Raw genomic sequence first — 16,618 nt, 5'->3', positions numbered from 1 at the left:
CGGGGACCCGCACGCACGTGCGCGCGGTGCGGCACCATGGGGAGGTGACCTCTCCCCGCCCCTCTTCCCCGGCCCCTGCCCGCCCCGCCGTCCGGCTCATCGCCACCGACCTCGACGGCACCCTCCTGCGCGACGACAAATCCGTCTCCGAGCGCACCGTCGCCGCCCTCGCCGCGGCCGAGCGCGCGGGGATCGAGGTCTTCTTCGTCACCGGCCGCCCGGCCCGCTGGATGGACGTGGTCAGCGACCACGTCCACGGCCACGGCCTGGCCATCTGCGCCAACGGCGCGGCCGTCGTGGACCTGCACGCGGGCGGCGCCTTCCTGGAGGTCCGCCCGCTGCCCCGGCCCACCGCGCTCGACGTCGTACGGGCCCTGCGGGCCGCCGCCCCCGGCACGAGCTTCGCCGTCGAGCTGACCACCGGGATCCACTACGAGCCGCAGTACCCGCCCTTCTTCCTCGACCCCGGCGCCAGCGTCGCCACCGCCGAGAAGCTGCTCTACGAGGAGGCGCCGGGCGCCGCCGCGCCGGTGCTCAAGCTGCTCGCCCAGCACCCGGAACTCGACCCCGACGTCTTCCTCGCGACGGCCCGGGAGGCCGCCGGCGACCTGGCATCCTTCACCCGCTCCAGCCCCAACGCGCTCATCGAGATCAGCGGCCTCGGCGTCTCCAAGGCGTCGACGCTCGAGCTCTGCTGCGCGCAGCGCGGCATCACGGCGGACCAGGTCGCGGCCTTCGGCGACATGCCGAACGACATCGAGATGCTGAGCTGGGCCGGCCGCTCGTACGCGATGGGCAACGCCCACGCCGACGTGATCGCCGCCGCCTCGGGCCGTACCGTCGGCAACAACGAGGACGGCGTCGCCGTCGTCATCGAGCAGCTCGTCGCCGAAGCCCTCGCGACGGACCCGGCGGCCCTGGCCGAAGAGGGCCGGATCCCCGAGGCCGGGAGCCGGTAGGGCACGAGGCCGGGGGCGGTAGGGCACGAGGCCCGGGGGGCGGTAGGACCCACGGACGGCCGGAGGACCGACTGGGCTAGAGCGGTGCCTCCCACACCACCGACGTCCCCCCGCCGTCCTCGGCGAGCCCCGGGCCGCACCAGCTCGCCCCGCCGAGGGACTCGGCGCGGCGGGCGAGGTTGCGCAGGCCGCTGCGCCGGCCGCCCTCCGGCAGGCCGACGCCGTCGTCCGCGACCGTGAGCCGTACCCCCGGCGAACCGTCCGGCAGGGTGACGGTCGCGTCGACGACGACCTCGATCCGGCCCGCCCCGGCGTGCCGGAAGGCGTTGGAGAGCGCCTCGCGCAGCGCGGCGATCAGGTTCTTGCCGGTCAGCTCGCCGACGGTCGCGTCGATCGCGCCGAGGAAGCGGTGCGCGGGCTTGAAGCCCAGCGGCACCGCCGCCATGTTGATCTCCCGCAGCACCCGGGTCCGCAGCCCCGACGGCGCCTCCGCCGGTCCCTGCTGGAGCGCGAAGATCGCCGTACGGATCTCCTGGATGGTCACGTCCAACTCGTCCACGGCCTTGCCGACGCCCTCCTGGACGGCCGGCACGACCGCCTTCCGCTGGGCGCTCTCCAGCATCATCCCGGTGGCGAAGAGCCGCTGGATGACGAGGTCGTGCAGGTCGCGGGCGATCCGGTCGCGGTCCTCGAAGACCGCGAGCCGCTCCCGGTCGCGCTGCGCCTCGGCCATCATCAGCGCGAGCGCCGCCTGCGAGGCGAACTGGGTGGCGAGGGTCCGCTCGGCCTCCGAGAACGGCCGGGCGCCCCGGGCGCGCGGCATCGCGAGCGCGCCCAGCACCCGCCCACCACTCTGCAGCGGCAGCAGCATGCTCGGCCCGTACGGCGAGGTCAGCCGGCTGATCATGCGCGGGTCGGTGGAGGCGTCCTGCACGAAGACCGCCTCGCCCTCCAGGAGCAGCTCCACGACCTGGCTCTCCGGCGGGATCACCACGCCGAGGGACTTGGTGGGCCGGGGCGAGGAGACGGCGACGATCTCCAGGCCGCCCTCCTCGGCCGGGAGCAGCACGATCCCGGCGTCCGCGTCGGCGAGCCGCCGGGCCTGCTCCGCGACGACGGCGAGGGCGTCGTCGGCGTCGCCGCCGGAGAGCAGGGCGGTGGTGACGGCGACCGAGCCGTCGATCCACCGCTCGCGCTGGCGCGCGGCCTCGTAGAGGCGGGCGTTGCCGATGGCGATGCCGGCCTCGGTGGCGAGGACCCGGACCATGTGCTCGTCGTAGTCGTTGAACTGCTCGCCGCCCCGCTTCTCCGCGAGGTAGAGGTTGCCGAAGATCTCGCCCTGGACGCGGATGGGAACGCCGAGGAAGGTCCGCATCACCGGGTGGCCGGGCGGGAAGCCGGCCGACCGCGGATCCGTGGCGAGGTCGGTCAGCCGGATCGTGCGCGGCTCGCGGATGAGCGCGCCGAGCAGCCCGGCGTGCCCGTCGGGGCGGCGCCCGATGCGGCGGGCCACGTCGTCGCCGACGCCGTACGTGACGAAGTCCGAGAGCCCCTTGCCCTCGTCGTCGACGACGCCGATGGCCGCGTAGCGGGCGTCGGCCAGTTCGGCGGCCGTCTCGCAGATCCGGTCGAGGGTGGTGTGCAGCTCCAGACCGCTGCCCACCGACCGCATCGCTTCGAGCAGCTGCGGCACGCGGGCGGTCAGCTCCGTCGACAGCCCCTGGAGGCTGCGGGTGGCCTCGGTGGCGGTGAGCAGGGGGTCCGGGGAGTCGGGCGTGGCGGCGGTCATGGCGTCGAGCCTAGTTAGTCCTATTTAGAGAGAAAAGTCGGACGGTCGGCGCCGGTCGCGGCGGCTCCCGCGAGGAGGAGGTCGGCGGCCCGCTCCTGCTCCAGCATCCGCCGCAGCGGCCCGTCCTCGGCGGCGAGCTCGGCGTACGGTCCGCGCTGCACGGTCCGGCCGCCGTCCAGGACCACCACCTCGTCGACGGCGTCGAGTCCGCGCAGCCGGTGGGTGATGAGGACGGTGGTACGGCCCTCGGTGGCGCGCAGCAGGTCGTCGGTGAGCGCGTCGGCGGTCGCCAGGTCCAGGTGCTCGGCCGGCTCGTCGAGGACGAGGACAGGGAAGTCGGCGAGGAGGGCGCGGGCCAGCGCGAGCCGCTGCCGCTGCCCGCCGGAGAGCTTCGAACCGTGCTCGCCCACGAGGGTGTCGAGCCCGTCGGGGAGGCCGTCCACCCAGTCGAGCAGCCGGGCCCGGCGCAGCGCCTCCCGCAGCTGCTCGTCGCTCGCGTCGGTGCGGGCCAGCCGCAGGTTCTCCCGGAGGGAGCTGTCGAAGAGGTGCGCGTCCTGCGCGCACAGCCCGACGAAGCGGCGTACGGCGTCGCCGTCGAGCTCCCGGGCGGGCACACCGCCGATCCGGTACGTCCCCGCCTCCGCGTCCAGGAACCGCAGCAGCACCTGGGCGAGCGTGGTCTTGCCGGAGCCGGAGGCGCCGACGACGGCGACCCGCCGCCCGGCGTCCAGGGTGAGCGCGAAGCCGTCGAGCGCGGGCCGGTCCTGCCCGGCGTACCGGGCCCCGAGACCGGCCAGTTCCAGCGGGAACGGCCCGGCCGGGGGAGCGGCGGGCACCGCCGGCTCGTGGACGGGGACGGGCGCGTCCAGCACCTCGAAGACCCGCTCGGCGCTGTGCCTGACCCGCTGCCGGTACTGGACGGCCAGCGGCAGCCCGGTCACGGCCTCGAACGCGGCGAGCGGGGTGAGGACGACGACCGCGAGGGCGACCCCGTCGAGCCGCCCGTCCCGGACCGCCTGCACGCCGACGAAGGCCGCGGCGACCACCGTCAGCCCGCACACAAGGGCGGAGAGCCCGGCGCCGAGCGCGGCCGCGGCGGCCTGCCGGGAGGCGATCTGGGTGAGGGTGCCGTCGGCGGCCCGCGCCCGGTCGAGCCGGTCCCGCAGCGCACCCGCCACGGTCAGTTCGGCGCAGCCGCGCAGCGGATCGGCCACGGCAGTCGCGAGCGCCCCGCGCGCCGGGGCGAGCCTTCGCTCGGCCCGCCGGGCCAGCGCGGCGCCCAGCGGCGGCACGAGCACGCCCGCCACGAGCAGGCCCACCGCGAGCACGGCGCCCGCCTCGGGCAGCAGCCAGCCGGTGAAGCCGACCGCGCCGAGCCCGACGACGAGCGCGGCACCGGCCGGGAGCAGCCAGCGCAGCCAGTAGTCCTGGAGGGCGTCGACGTCGTGGACGAGCCGGGCGAGCAGATCGCCGCGGCGGGCGCGGCGCAGCCCCGCGGGGGCGATCCGCTCCAGCCGGGCGTAGACGGAGACGCGGAGTTCGGCGAGCATCCGCAGCACGGCGTCGTGGGAGACCAGCCGCTCGGCGTACCGGAAGACGGCCCGTCCGATGCCGAAGGCGCGGGTGGCGGTCACGGCGACCATCAGGTGCAGCACGGGCGGCTGCTCCGAGGCCCGCGAGATGAGCCACCCGGACACGGCCATGAGCCCCACGGCCGAGCCGAGCGCCAGGCTCCCGAGCAGCAGCGCGAGCCCCATCCGCCCCTTGAGCTCCCCGGCCATTCCGCGCACGCGGGCGAGGACGCCCTGTCCGGACGCGGATACGGGCTCCGCCGCGGCGGGCACCATGTCCGGGACAGGCGCGGCGGCGGGGCCGGTCGGCGTCCGTGCGGCGCCCACCGCCGCACCGGAGCCGACCGCCTCGGCGGCGGTTCCGACCGTCACCACCCGGTCCGCCACGGCCAGCAGCGCCGGCCGGTGCACGACCAGCAGCACGGTCCGCCCCGCGGAGAGCCGCCGCACCGCGTCGACGATCCCCGCCTCGGTCTCGCCGTCCAGCGCCGCCGTCGGCTCGTCGAGCAGCAGCAGCGGCCGGTCCGCGAGGAAGGCCCGTGCCAGCGCGAGCCGCTGGCGCTGACCGGCGGAGAGCCCCGCCCCGTCCTCGCCGAGCACGGTCGCGGCGCCCTCGGGCAGCCCGTCGACGAAGGAGTCCGCCCCGGCGTCCCGCAGCGCCCGCCGCACCTCCTCGTCACCGGCCTCCGGCCGGGCGAGCCGCACGTTCTCGGCGATGGTCCCGGCGAAGAGGTACGGCCGCTGCGGCACCCACGCGATCCGCGACCGCCAGGCGTCCAGGTCCAGCTCCGCCAGGTCCACGCCCCCGACCCGTACGGTTACGCCCTCCTCCGGCTCCGCGAAGCCGAGCACGACGTCGAGCAGGGTCGACTTCCCGGCGCCGCTCGGGCCGACGAGCGCCACCGTCTCCCCCGGCTCCACGGTCAGGCTCGCGGCGTCCAGCGAGGGTGCGGCGCGCCCCGCGTGGCGGACCGTCACCCGGTCCAGCTCCAGCCGCGGCTCGGCCGGCACCGCCCGCGTACCGCCGGAGCGCACCGGCGTCTCCAGGACCTCGAAGATCTCCTCGGCCGCCGCGAGCCCCTCCGCCGCCGCGTGGAACTGGGCGCCGACCTGGCGCAGCGGCAGATACGCCTCGGGGGCGAGGACCAGGATGACGAGGCCGGTGTAGAGGTCGAGGGTGCCGTGGACGAGCCGCATGCCGATGGTGACGGCGACGAGCGCCACCGACAGCGTGGAGAGCAGTTCCAGGGCGAAGGAGGACAGGAAGGCGATCCGCAGGGTGCGCATGGTCGCCCGCCGGTAGTCGGCGGTGATGGCACGGATCGAGGCGGCCTGGGCCTTGGCCCGGCCGAAGACCTTGAGGGTGGGCAGTCCGGCGACGACGTCGAGGAAGTGGCCGGAGAGCCGGGAGAGCAGCTTCCACTGCCGGTCCATCCGGGCCTGGGTGTACCAGCCGATGAGGATCATGAAGACCGGGATGAGCGGCAGGGTGACGACGATGATCGCGGCCGAGACCCAGTCCTCGGTGACGATCCGCGCGAGGACCGCGAGGGGGACGACGACCGCGAGGCCGAGCTGGGGCAGGTAGCGGGCGAAGTAGTCGTCGAGCGCGTCGACGCCGCGGGTGGCGAGCGCGATGAGCGAGCCGGTGCGCTGCCCGCCGAGCCAGCCGGGGCCGAGGGCGGTGGCCCGCTCCAGGAGCCGGCCGCGGAGCTCGGACTTGACCGCCGCGCTCGCCCGGTGGGCGGCGAGCTCGGTCAGCCAGGAGACGAGCCCCCGCCCCAGCGCGACCCCGGCGAGCAGCAGCAGGGGAGTGGTCAGGGCGGAGACCGAGAGGCCCCGCTGGAAGCCGCCGACCACGATCTCGGCGATGAGCATCGCCTGGGCGATGACCAGCGCCGCCCCGACCAGGCCGAGGACGACGACCGCGACGAGGAAGAAGCGGGTCGCCCGGGCGTACCGGAGCAGACGCGGGTCGATCGGTTTCACGTGAAACATGCCCCTCTGATGTGAGCCCTGACGGGAGCCCTGGTGCGAGCTCTGGTGCGAGCTGCGGTGTGACAGCGCCTAGTGGGCGTCGGCGATGTGCTGGGTGCCGATCCGCTTGCGGAAGACCCAGTAGGTCCACCCCTGGTAGAGCAGGACCAGGGGCGTGGCGATGGCCGCGCACCAGGTCATGATCTTGAGCGTGTACGGGCTCGACGACGCGTTCGTCACCGTCAGGCTCCACGCGGGGTCGAGCGAGGACGGCATGACGTTCGGGAAGAGCGCCAGGAACAGCATCGCAACCGCGGCGGCGATCGTCACCCCCGAGAGCGCGAACGACCAGCCCTCGCGTCCCGCCTTGACGGCTCCGATCGCGCCGACCAGGGAGACCGCGGCGATCAGCATCGCCGCGAGGCTCCAGCCGTCGCCCGTGTCGACCTGGGTCCAGATCAGGAAGGCGAGCGCGAGCGCCGCCGTGACCAGGCCCAGCGTCACCGCGAGCGACCGGGCCCGGGTCCGGATGTCGCCCACCGTCTTGAGCGCGACGAAGACCGTGCCGTGGAAGGTGAAGAGGGTGAGCGTCACCAGCCCGCCGAGGAGGGCGTACGGGTTGAGCAGGTCCCAGAAGGTGCCGACGTACTCCATGTTCCCGTCGATCTTCACGCCCCGGACGATGTTGCCGAAGGCCACGCCCCACAGGATCGCGGGGATCAGGGAGGTCCAGAAGATCGCCTGTTCCCAGTTGCGCTGCCAGTTCTCCTCGGGGCGCTTGGCCCGGTACTCGAAGGCGACACCGCGGACGATGAGGCAGACCAGGATGATCAGCAGCGGCAGGTAGAAGCCGGAGAAGAGGGTCGCGTACCACTCGGGGAAGGCGGCGAAGGTAGCGCCGCCGGCGGTCAGCAGCCACACCTCGTTGCCGTCCCAGACGGGTCCGATGGTGTTGATGAGGACCCGCTTCTCGGGCCGGTTCCGGGCGAGCAGCTTGGTGAGGATGCCGACCCCGAAGTCGAAACCCTCCAGGAAGAAGTAGCCGGTCCAGAGGACGGCGATGAGTACGAACCAGACGTCGTGGAGTTCCATGCCTCGATCTCCTGAGCCTCAGTACGAGAAGGCCATGGGCCGGTCGGGGTCACGGGTGTCCCCGCCGATCTTGGTGGGCGGGTTGAGGTCGTCCTCGGTGAGCTCCGGCGGGCCGGCCTTCACGTACTTCACGAGGAGCTTGACCTCGATGACGGCGAGGATCGCGTACAGGGTGGTGAAGACGGTCATCGAGGTGAGCACCTCGCCCTGCGAGACGCCGGGGGAGACGGCGGCGCTGGTGCGCATCACGCCGTAGACGACCCAGGGCTGACGGCCCATCTCGGTGAAGATCCAGCCCCAGGAGTTGGCGATCAGCGGGAAGAGCATGGTCCAGAGGGCCACGATCCAGTACCACTTGCCGATCTTCGGGCTGAGCGCCTTGCTCTTGAAGAGGACGAGGTTCGGCACTTCGTCCTCACCGGTCCTCAGGCCGGGGGCGATGAGGAACTTCTTGCGGGTCAGCCAGAGTCCGACGACGCCGATGGCGAGCGAGGCCATGCCGAAGCCGATCATCCAGCGGAAGCCCCAGTAGGCGACGGGGATGTTGGGCCGGTAGTCGCCGGGGCCGTACTTCTCCTGCTCGGCCTTGTTGACGTCGTTGATGCCGGGGACGTACGAGTCGAAGTCGCCGTTGGCGAGGTAGGACAGTATTCCGGGGATCTCGACGGCGACCTTGTTGTGGCCCTTCTCGACGTCGCCGTAGGCGAAGATCGAGAAGGGTGCGGGCGCCTCGCCGTCCCACAGCGCCTCGGCGGCGGCCATCTTCATCGGCTGCTGCTTGAACATGACCTTGCCGAGCATGTCGCCGCTGATGGCCGTGCCGAGGCCGGCGATGATCAGGGTGATCAGGCCGAGCCGCAGCGAGGTCCGCATCACCGGGATGTGCCGCTTGCGCGCCAGGTGGAAGGCGGAGATGCCGACCATGAAGGCGCCGCCGACGAGGAACGCGGCCGTCATGGTGTGGAAGAACTGGGTGAGGGCGGTGTTCTGGGTGAGCACCGCCCAGAAGTCGGTGAGCTCGGCGCGGGCACCCTGGCCCCGGTCCTCGTTGATGCGGTATCCGACCGGGTGCTGCATCCAGGAGTTGGCGGCCAGGATGAAGTACGCGGAGAGGATGGTGCCGATCGACACCATCCAGATGCAGGCGAGGTGGATCTTCTTCGGCAGCTTGTCCCAGCCGAAGATCCACAGGCCGATGAAGGTCGACTCGAAGAAGAACGCGATGAGCGCCTCGAAGGCGAGCGGGGCGCCGAAGATGTCACCGACGAAGCGGGAGTAGTCCGACCAGTTCATGCCGAACTGGAATTCCTGGACGATGCCGGTGACGACGCCCATCGCGATGTTGATGAGGAAGAGCTTTCCCCAGAACTTCGTCGCCCTGAGGTACTTCTCCTTCTCGGTCCGGACCCAGGCGGTCTGGAGACCGGCGGTGAGTGCGGCGAGGGAGATCGTCAGCGGGACGAAGAGAAAGTGGTAGACGGTGGTGATGCCGAACTGCCAGCGCGCCAGAGTCTCGGGCGCCAAAGCGAGGTCCACGTCGTCTTCTCCTTACGTCGCCGTGGTCACATCGGCAGTTTGCCCCTTTAGTCCCTCCTCTTATGGGACGAACAGGGACACGCTTGTGAACGCGTTCACATTCACAAGCATTATGACTCATACGAAATCCGTACTGGAGGGTGGGGGGCTGTACCGAAGGTCACACCTTCCCAAGACCCTTCAACATATTGTTGAATCCGGGCCGTGACCCTTCGCATACGCCTCAGCTGGCCGGCCGGACACACCACGGCCACCCTCGACGAGACCCCCACGAGCACCGCGCTCCTGGGGGCCCTGCCGATCGTCTCCACCGCCCGCACCTGGGGCGAGGAGGTCTACTTCGACACGCCGGTCTCCGTGCCGCGCGAGGACGGGGCGCGCCAGGTCGTCGATCCCGGCACGGTGGCCTTCTGGACCGACGGCGACGCCCTCGCCCTCCCCTACGGACCCACCCCGATCTCCCGGGGCGAGGAGTGCCGCCTGGCGAGCCCCTGCAATCTGCTGGGCTCGCTCGACGACGACCCGCGGATCCTGGCCACCGTCCGCGACGGCGACCCGATCCGCGTGGAACGCGCCTGACCCGTCAGGGGCCGGCGCCACCGCTGTCGGATCCGTCAGGACCCCTGGCGGAAGCTCTCCGCCACCTTCAGGAACAGGTCGTTCGCCTCGGTCTCGCCGATCGTGACGCGCACGCCCTCCCCCGCGAACGGCCGCACCACCACGCCGTGCCGCTCGCACTCCGCCGCGAAGTCCACGGTCCGCTCGCCGAGCCGCAGCCAGACGAAGTTCGCCTGGGCGTCCGGCACCGTCCAGCCCTGGGCCACCAGCCCCGCGCGGACCCGGTCGCGCTCCGCCACCAGCGAGCCGACCCGCCCGAGCAGCTCGTCCTCGGCGCGCAGCGAGGCCACCGCCGCGTCCTGCGCCAGCTGGCTCACTCCGAACGGCACCGCCGTCTTGCGCAGCGCCGCCGCCACCGGCTCATGGGCGATCGCGAAGCCGACCCGCAGCCCGGCCAGGCCGTACGCCTTGGAGAAGGTGCGCAGCACCGCCACGTTCGGCCGGTCGCGGTAGAGCTCGACGCCGTCCGGGATGTCGGTGTCGCGGACGAACTCCTTGTACGCCTCGTCGATCACCACCAGGACGTCGGAGGGCACCCGGTCCAGGAAGCGCTCCAGCTCCTCGCGGCGCACCGCGGTGCCCGTGGGGTTGTTGGGGTTGCACACGAAGATCAGCCGGGTCCGGTCGGTGATCGCCGCGGCCATCGCGTCGAGGTCGTGCGTCTCGTCGTCGGTCAGCGGCACCTGCACCGAGGTGGCCCCGCTGATCTGCGTGATGATCGGGTACGCCTCGAAGGAGCGCCAGGCGTAGATCACCTCGTCGCCCGGGCCGGAGGTGGCCTGGAGCAGCGACTGGGCGACGCCGACCGAGCCGGTGCCGGTGGCGATGTGGGAGACCGGGACGCCGAAGCGGTCGGCCAGCTCCGCCGACAGCTCGGTGCAGGCCATGTCCGGGTAGCGGTTGAAGCTCGCGGCGGCGGCCAGCGCGCTCTCCATCACACCCGGCAGCGGCGGGTAGGGGTTCTCGTTCGAGGACAGCTTGAAGGCGACCGGGCCGCCCGCGGCGGCCGGCTTGCCCGGCTTGTAGGTGGGGACGCCGTCCAGCTCGGCGCGCAGCTTCGGGGTGGGCTTGCTCGTCCCGCTGGTCTCGCTCACAGGTGGCCTCCTCGACCGTCCGTACCGCCAATGCTTCTCACTTTATGAGGATTCCCGCCCGCTGCGAATGGGCTGTGGACAACAGCCCTGCAACGCTGTGGAAAACCCGCCCGGCGGCCCTCCCGGGCCGAGGGGGCGCGCGCACGGGTGGCGCGCGCTGGTGGCGAGCGCCGTGGCGCGCATCCCCCGTAGAGGTGAGTTGAGACCTCTTCGAGACCTCGCCCCCACGCCAGGCCCATCCCATCGGACGACATCGAGTCGCATGGAAAACCCCTCAACTACCTTGGATTACAGCACCATTGGCACCCCTCGGCCTTGCAGAAACGTGCCTGTCAACGCCCGCATATGCGGCCGTCTCACCCACCCCTCATCGCCCTACTATCGGCTCGCCATGACAGCAGCAGGGAAGCACCAGGTGAGCCGGGCACAGACCCGGGGAAGCCGGCAGGGCCGGGCAGGCATCCGGGACGTGGCCGCCGCCGCCGGGGTCTCCATCACGACTGTCTCCGACGCGCTCAACGGCAAGGGCCGACTCCCGGACGCCACCCGCCGACACGTCCGCGAGGTCGCCGACCGGCTGGGCTACCGCCCCTCCGCGGCGGCCCGCACGCTCCGCACCGGGAAGTCGGGACTCATCGGCCTGACCGTGACCACGTACGGGGATGAACCTTTCACCTTCACGGAGTTCGCCTACTTCGCGGAGATGGCCAGGGCCGCCACCTCGGCCGCGCTCGCCCGCGGCTACGCCCTCGTCATCCTCCCCGCGACCTCACGCCATGACGTCTGGTCGAACGTCGCCCTCGACGGCACCGTCGTCATCGACCCCTCCGACCACGACCCCGTCGTCACCGAGCTCGTCCGCCAGGGCCTCCCCGTCGTCTCCGACGGACGCCCCGCCGGCACGCTCCCGGTGACCGCCTGGGTCGACAACGACCACGAGGCCGCCGTCCTCGACCTCCTCGACCACCTCGCCGACGCCGGCGCCCGCCGCATCGGCCTCCTCACCGGCACCACCACCGACACGTACACCCGCCTCTCCACCACCGCGTACCTCAACTGGTGCGAGCGGGTCGGACAGGACCCCGTCTACGAGGCATACCCGGCGCACGACCCGTGCGCGGGCGCCGTCGCGGCCGACCGGCTGCTCGCCCGCCCGGACCGTCCCGACGCCGTCTACGGCCTCTTCGACCCCAACGGCACCGACCTCCTCGCCGCCGCCCGCCGCTACGGCCTGCGCGTCCCCGACGACCTGCTGATCGTGTGCTGCAGCGAGTCCACCGTCTACGCCACCACCGAACCGCCCATCACCACGCTCTCGCTCAAACCGCGCCGCATCGGCACCGCCGTCGTCCAGCTCCTCATCGACGCCATCGAGGGGATCGAGAGCGACGGCCCGGTCGAGCAGGTGATACCGACCGAACTCATCGTCCGCACCTCCTCGCAGCGCCGCTCGCCGCGGACGACCGTCAGCCCGCCGCGCTCGCCCGCGAAGGACTGACCACCCCGCCGGACTCCGGCCGCGCCGAAGGAGCGGCCGGACGCACACAACCGCACGAACGCACGAACGACTCGCCGTCCCGCCCCTGCCCGTGGGCGGAGACGCCGAAACCGGCCACCCCGCCGTACCCGACCCTGGACTGGACCTTCTCAATTCGGGCGAAACAACCGGTGAACCCGGAGCGAACCCGGATTCACCACCCCTGGTGCGTCACACAGGCGGACCCTCATTCCTATGATGGGCGCACGACACCGCGGACCACCCCGACCAGGCCGGTCCGCGATGTGCAGGGCATCGCGACGGTGGTGGAGGGGTCGATGACTCAGGGGGCCGGTCAGGATCCCGTGGAGCGCACGGCGACATTGCGTGACTTCCGCGTACCCCCGTACGCCCGCGTGCCCGTGCAGGGCCACCCGGCCGAGCCGCCCGCCGCGCCCGTCCCACCCACCGCGCCCGTTCCGCCCGCCGACCCCACGCTGCAGCTGGGCACCCGCCCGGCCGCGTTCCCGGACCCGGTCGGCTTCCCCTCGCCGGGCGCCCGCCAGGAGCCGGTCACCCACCAGGAACCGCCCGCGCGCCCGGAGCCCCTCGCGCGCCCCGAGCCCGCCGCGTACCCCGCCCCCGCCCCGCTCCCCGAGGCGCCGGCCCCGTACGCGGAACCCGGCGTCACCGTGACCGCGGCCCACTCCGGCGGCTACCCCGACGAGTTCCCGGACGGCTACACCCCCACCGCGCGCGACCTCCCGGTCATCCAGCGCGGCGACACCCTCCAGGTCCCCGTCGCCCCGGCCGCCGCGCCGGCGCCCGCCCCCGCCGGGGACGGCCCGGGCCCGCTCTACGTCGTCGGCGACGTCCACGGCTACCTCGACGAACTCGTCGCCGCCCTGCGCGCCCAGGGCCTCGTCGACGAGAACGGCGGCTGGGCCGCGGGCAACGCCCGGCTCTGGTTCCTCGGCGACTTCACCGACCGCGGCCCCGACGGCATCGGCGTCATCGACCTCGTCATGCGGCTCTCCGCCGAGGCCGCCGCCGCCGGCGGCTACTGCAAGGCCCTCATGGGCAACCACGAGCTGCTCCTCATCGGCGCCAAGCGCTTCGGCGACACCCCGGTCAACTCCGGCGCCGGCACCGCCACCTTCCAGGCCGCCTGGCTGCTCAACGGCGGGCAGAAGCACGACATGGACCGCCTCCAGGACGTGCACCTCCAGTGGATGTCCCGGCTCGACGCGGTCGTCCACGAGGACGGCCACCTGCTGCTGCACTCGGACACCACCGCGTACCTCGACTACGGCCAGACCATCGAGGACGTCAACGAGACCGTCCACGAGATCCTCCGGCGCAACGACGCCGACGAGGTCTGGGACCTCTTCCGGAAGTTCACCAAGCGCTTCGCCTTCCGCGACGAGTCGGGCCCCCAGGCCGTCCAGGAGCTGCTCGGCACCTACGGCGGCTCGCGGGTCGTGCACGGCCACAGCCCGATCCCTTACCTCCTCGGCCAGGTGGGCACGGAGGACGGCGAGGAGGACTCCCGCCCGGCCGTCGACGGCCCGCACGTCTACGCCGACGGGCTGGCCATCGCCATGGACGGCGGCGTCACCATGGCCGGAAAACTGCTGGTGGTCCAACTCCCGCTGGGGGACTGACTCTCACCCAGCGCATCCGCGGCAGGCGATTTCCGGAAACCCCCTGTCAGCGCGCCCGGTCACGGCCCTACCATCGTGCTCCCCAGGTAGGCAGGCTCTCCTCCGCTTCCGCCCGGACCGCCCGTGCTCCACGGCCGGTCCCGGCCCACCGAGCATCGGGGGATGCACATGAACGTGGCTCCGCACCTGCTGACCGAGGACCGCGCCGAGTACGAGCGCGTCCTCGACGACGCACTGCGCACCGCACCGGAACGGCCGGAACTCGCCGGAGCCGGCGCCCGACTGACGGCCGCCCAGCTCCGGGTGATGGCGCTGAACGCGACAGCGCTGATCACCGCGGCAGCCGCCAGCGAGTACGAGCACTTCGTCAAGGTCCGCGAGCAGCACCGCGCCGCGTCCAACCGCCCCCGGACCACCGCGCCCGACGAGTCACCGGGCGCCGTCGCGGTCCTCACCGTCCTCGTCCCGGTCCTCGCCGGCACGGCCGCCGGGATCTTCCTGCTGGTCGGCGCCGTGGTCCGGCTGCTCGCCCCGACGGCCGCCCTCGGCACCACGCTGCTCACCGCGGGCCTGGTCTTCGGCGCCCTCGCCGCCGCCGGTCTGCTCTGCGCGGGCGCCGGCCTGCTCCGTACCGCCCTCCGCAACAGCCCCGCCGAGACCCACACCCCCGACGACGAACTCACCCGGGCGCGCGCCGCCTGGCGCCACGCCCTCCTGGAACGCGGCGTCATCCCCTTCCTCCAGGCCGCCCTCACCGCCACCGGCCCCGACCCGGCTCCGCCGCCCCCGTGACACACCCCGGCCCGCGATCCCCCCGTGGACCGCGGGCCGGGGTGTGTCCCGTACGACCGGCCGCTACTCCGCCATCGGCAGGTAGACGCGGTTGCCGGAAGCGGCGAACTCCGCCGACTTCTCGGCCATGCCGGCCTCGATCTCCTCCTTCTTCAGGTCACCGCCGTGCTCCCGGCGGATGTCCTGCGAGATCTTCATCGAGCAGAACTTCGGGCCGCACATCGAGCAGAAGTGGGCCGTCTTCGCGGGCTCCGCCGGCAGCGTCTCGTCGTGGAACTCACGAGCCGTGTCCGGGTCGAGGGCCAGGTTGAACTGGTCCTCCCAGCGGAACTCGAAGCGCGCGTCGGAGAGGGCGTCGTCCCACTCCTGGGCGCCCGGGTGGCCCTTCGCCAGGTCCGCCGCGTGGGCCGCGATCTTGTACGTGATGACGCCGGTCTTCACGTCGTCGCGGTTCGGCAGGCCGAGGTGCTCCTTGGGCGTGACGTAGCAGAGCATCGCCGTGCCCCACCAGGCGATCATCGCGGCGCCGATGCCGGAGGTGATGTGGTCGTACGCGGGCGCGACGTCCGTGGTCAGCGGGCCGAGCGTGTAGAACGGCGCCTCCTCGCAGATCTCCTGCTGGAGGTCGATGTTCTCCTTGATCTTGTGCATCGGGACGTGGCCCGGGCCCTCGATCATCGTCTGCACGTTGTGCCGCTTGGCGATCGTGTTGAGCTCGCCGAGCGTGCGCAGCTCCGCGAACTGGGCGTCGTCGTTGGCGTCCGCGATCGAGCCGGGGCGCAGCCCGTCGCCGAGCGAGTAGGTGACGTCGTACGCCGCCAGGATCTCGCAGAGCTCCTCGAAGTTCGTGTAGAGGAAGTTCTCCTTGTGGTGCGCGAGGCACCAGGCGGCCATGATCGAGCCGCCGCGCGAGACGATGCCGGTCTTGCGGCGCGCGGTGAGCGGCACGTACGGCAGGAGTACGCCGGCGTGCACGGTCATGTAGTCCACGCCCTGCTCGGCCTGCTCGATGACCGTGTCCTTGTAGATCTCCCAGGTCAGCTCCTCGGCCTTGCCGTCGACCTTCTCCAGGGCCTGGTAGAGCGGCACGGTGCCGATCGGCACGGGGGAGTTGCGCAGCACCCACTCGCGGGTGGTGTGGATGTTGCGGCCGGTGGACAGGTCCATGACCGTGTCGGCGCCCCAGCGGGTCGCCCAGGTCATCTTCTCCACCTCCTCCTCGATGGAGGAGGTGACGGCGGAGTTGCCGATGTTGGCGTTGACCTTCACCAGGAAACGCTTGCCGATGATCATCGGCTCGATCTCCGGGTGGTTGACGTTGGCCGGCAGCACCGCGCGGCCCGCCGCGATCTCCTCGCGGACGACCTCGGGGGAGACGTTCTCCCGGATCGCCACGTACTCCATCTCCGGGGTGATCTCGCCCCGGCGGGCGTACGCGAGCTGGGTCACGGCCTGCCCGGCGCGGCCCCGGCGGGGCAGCCGCGGGCGGCCGGGGAAGACCGCGTCGAGGTTCCTGAGCCCGCCGCCGCGCGGCGAGGTGTGCTTGATGCCGTCGTCCTCGGGGCGGACCGGTCGGCCCGGGTACTCCTCCGTGTCGCCGCGCGCGATGATCCAGTTCTCGCGGAGCGGGAGCAGGCCCCGGCGGACGTCGGTGTCGACGGCGGGGTCGGTGTACGGGCCGGACGTGTCGTACAGCGTCACGTCCTTGCCGTTGGTGAGGTGCACCTGACGGACCGGCACCCGGATGTCGGGGCGGGAGCCCTCGACGTACCCCTTGTGCCAGCCCGGCGTGCGCTCGCCCTGGCCGTCGTTCTGGCCGTTGCCCTGGCCGTCGTTCTGGTCGGAGGCAGGCGTGCGTGCATCCTGAATGGTCATGAGACCGAATCTCCCTACGCCGGCATTACCCGGTAACAGGTTCGGCGGTCGGCGCAGCCTCCTCCCGTACGTGCGTACGGTGATCAGCGCCCTCTCAGCCCGGTGCTCCGAGCTCCCGCGTGTGCAAAGGTGTCACGAGGCTAGCGCCATCCCGGGCGTGCTGAACAGTGGGCC

General features: G+C 72.4%; 11 protein-coding genes and 1 riboswitch. Of the genes, 5 read left to right on the top strand and 6 right to left on the bottom strand.

The genetic code is table 11. The annotated features are described in order from the left end of the window. Window positions 1-44: 44 nt before the first annotated feature. Window positions 45-959, top strand: coding sequence for a Cof-type HAD-IIB family hydrolase (locus IF73_RS0103275; RefSeq protein ID WP_051716497.1), 915 nt, complete (start codon window positions 45-47; stop codon window positions 957-959). A 76-nt stretch (window positions 960-1,035) separates the two neighbouring features. Here IF73_RS0103275 and IF73_RS0103270 read toward each other — a convergent pair whose 3' ends face one another. The 4 genes from IF73_RS0103270 to IF73_RS0103255 all read right to left on the bottom strand — a co-directional run bounded on the left by IF73_RS0103270 (window position 1,036) and on the right by IF73_RS0103255 (window position 8,924). Further along, window positions 1,036-2,748 (bottom strand): GAF domain-containing protein, encoded by a 1,713-nt coding sequence (locus IF73_RS0103270; protein WP_031003187.1) that lies wholly within the window; start codon window positions 2,746-2,748, stop codon window positions 1,036-1,038. A gap of 20 nt (window positions 2,749-2,768) precedes the next feature. Further along, window positions 2,769-6,317, bottom strand: coding sequence for a thiol reductant ABC exporter subunit CydD (cydD, locus tag IF73_RS0103265; protein ID WP_031003185.1), 3,549 nt, complete (start codon window positions 6,315-6,317; stop codon window positions 2,769-2,771). A gap of 69 nt (window positions 6,318-6,386) precedes the next feature. Further along, on the bottom strand, window positions 6,387-7,388 hold the full coding sequence (gene cydB / locus IF73_RS0103260; protein WP_031003183.1) for a cytochrome d ubiquinol oxidase subunit II: 1,002 nt from the start codon (window positions 7,386-7,388) through the stop codon (window positions 6,387-6,389). An 18-nt stretch (window positions 7,389-7,406) separates the two neighbouring features. Further along, on the bottom strand, window positions 7,407-8,924 hold the full coding sequence (locus IF73_RS0103255; RefSeq protein ID WP_031003182.1) for a cytochrome ubiquinol oxidase subunit I: 1,518 nt from the start codon (window positions 8,922-8,924) through the stop codon (window positions 7,407-7,409). Between the two features lie 204 nt (window positions 8,925-9,128). On the opposite strand from IF73_RS0103255, the gene IF73_RS0103250 reads away from it, so the two are divergent. Beyond that, window positions 9,129-9,503, top strand: a complete 375-nt coding sequence (locus tag IF73_RS0103250) for a cyclophilin-like fold protein (protein WP_031003181.1) — start codon at window positions 9,129-9,131, stop codon at window positions 9,501-9,503. A gap of 35 nt (window positions 9,504-9,538) precedes the next feature. On the opposite strand, the gene hisC is transcribed toward IF73_RS0103250, so the two are convergent. Next, complete coding sequence (gene hisC, locus IF73_RS0103245) at window positions 9,539-10,636, bottom strand: histidinol-phosphate transaminase (RefSeq protein WP_031003179.1); 1,098 nt, start codon at window positions 10,634-10,636, stop codon at window positions 9,539-9,541. Between the two features lie 391 nt (window positions 10,637-11,027). Between hisC and IF73_RS0103240 the strand changes: the two genes are divergently transcribed. The 3 genes from IF73_RS0103240 (at window position 11,028) to IF73_RS0103230 (ending at window position 14,569) form a co-directional block, all read left to right on the top strand. Next, window positions 11,028-12,134 (top strand): LacI family DNA-binding transcriptional regulator, encoded by a 1,107-nt coding sequence (locus IF73_RS0103240; RefSeq protein ID WP_078867917.1) that lies wholly within the window; start codon window positions 11,028-11,030, stop codon window positions 12,132-12,134. Window positions 12,135-12,451: 317 nt separating this feature from the next. Continuing rightward, a complete protein-coding gene (locus IF73_RS0103235; RefSeq protein WP_031003175.1) occupies window positions 12,452-13,777 on the top strand; it encodes a metallophosphoesterase in 1,326 nt (441 codons plus the stop codon). 162 nt (window positions 13,778-13,939) lie between these two features. Next, a complete protein-coding gene (locus tag IF73_RS0103230; protein ID WP_031003173.1) occupies window positions 13,940-14,569 on the top strand; it encodes a hypothetical protein in 630 nt (209 codons plus the stop codon). Between the two features lie 63 nt (window positions 14,570-14,632). Here IF73_RS0103230 and thiC read toward each other — a convergent pair whose 3' ends face one another. Continuing rightward, window positions 14,633-16,444, bottom strand: a complete 1,812-nt coding sequence (thiC, locus tag IF73_RS0103225; RefSeq protein WP_031003171.1) for a phosphomethylpyrimidine synthase ThiC — start codon at window positions 16,442-16,444, stop codon at window positions 14,633-14,635. Next, a riboswitch (TPP riboswitch) is annotated at window positions 16,439-16,573 on the bottom strand. Its footprint overlaps the gene before it by 6 nt. Window positions 16,574-16,618 lie beyond the last annotated feature (45 nt).

This window comes from Streptomyces sp. NRRL F-5727 (assembly GCF_000719555.1).
Taxonomy (GTDB): domain Bacteria; phylum Actinomycetota; class Actinomycetes; order Streptomycetales; family Streptomycetaceae; genus Streptomyces.
Note: the sequence above shows the minus strand (reverse complement) of the source record. Positions and strands in the feature narration are given on the sequence as shown.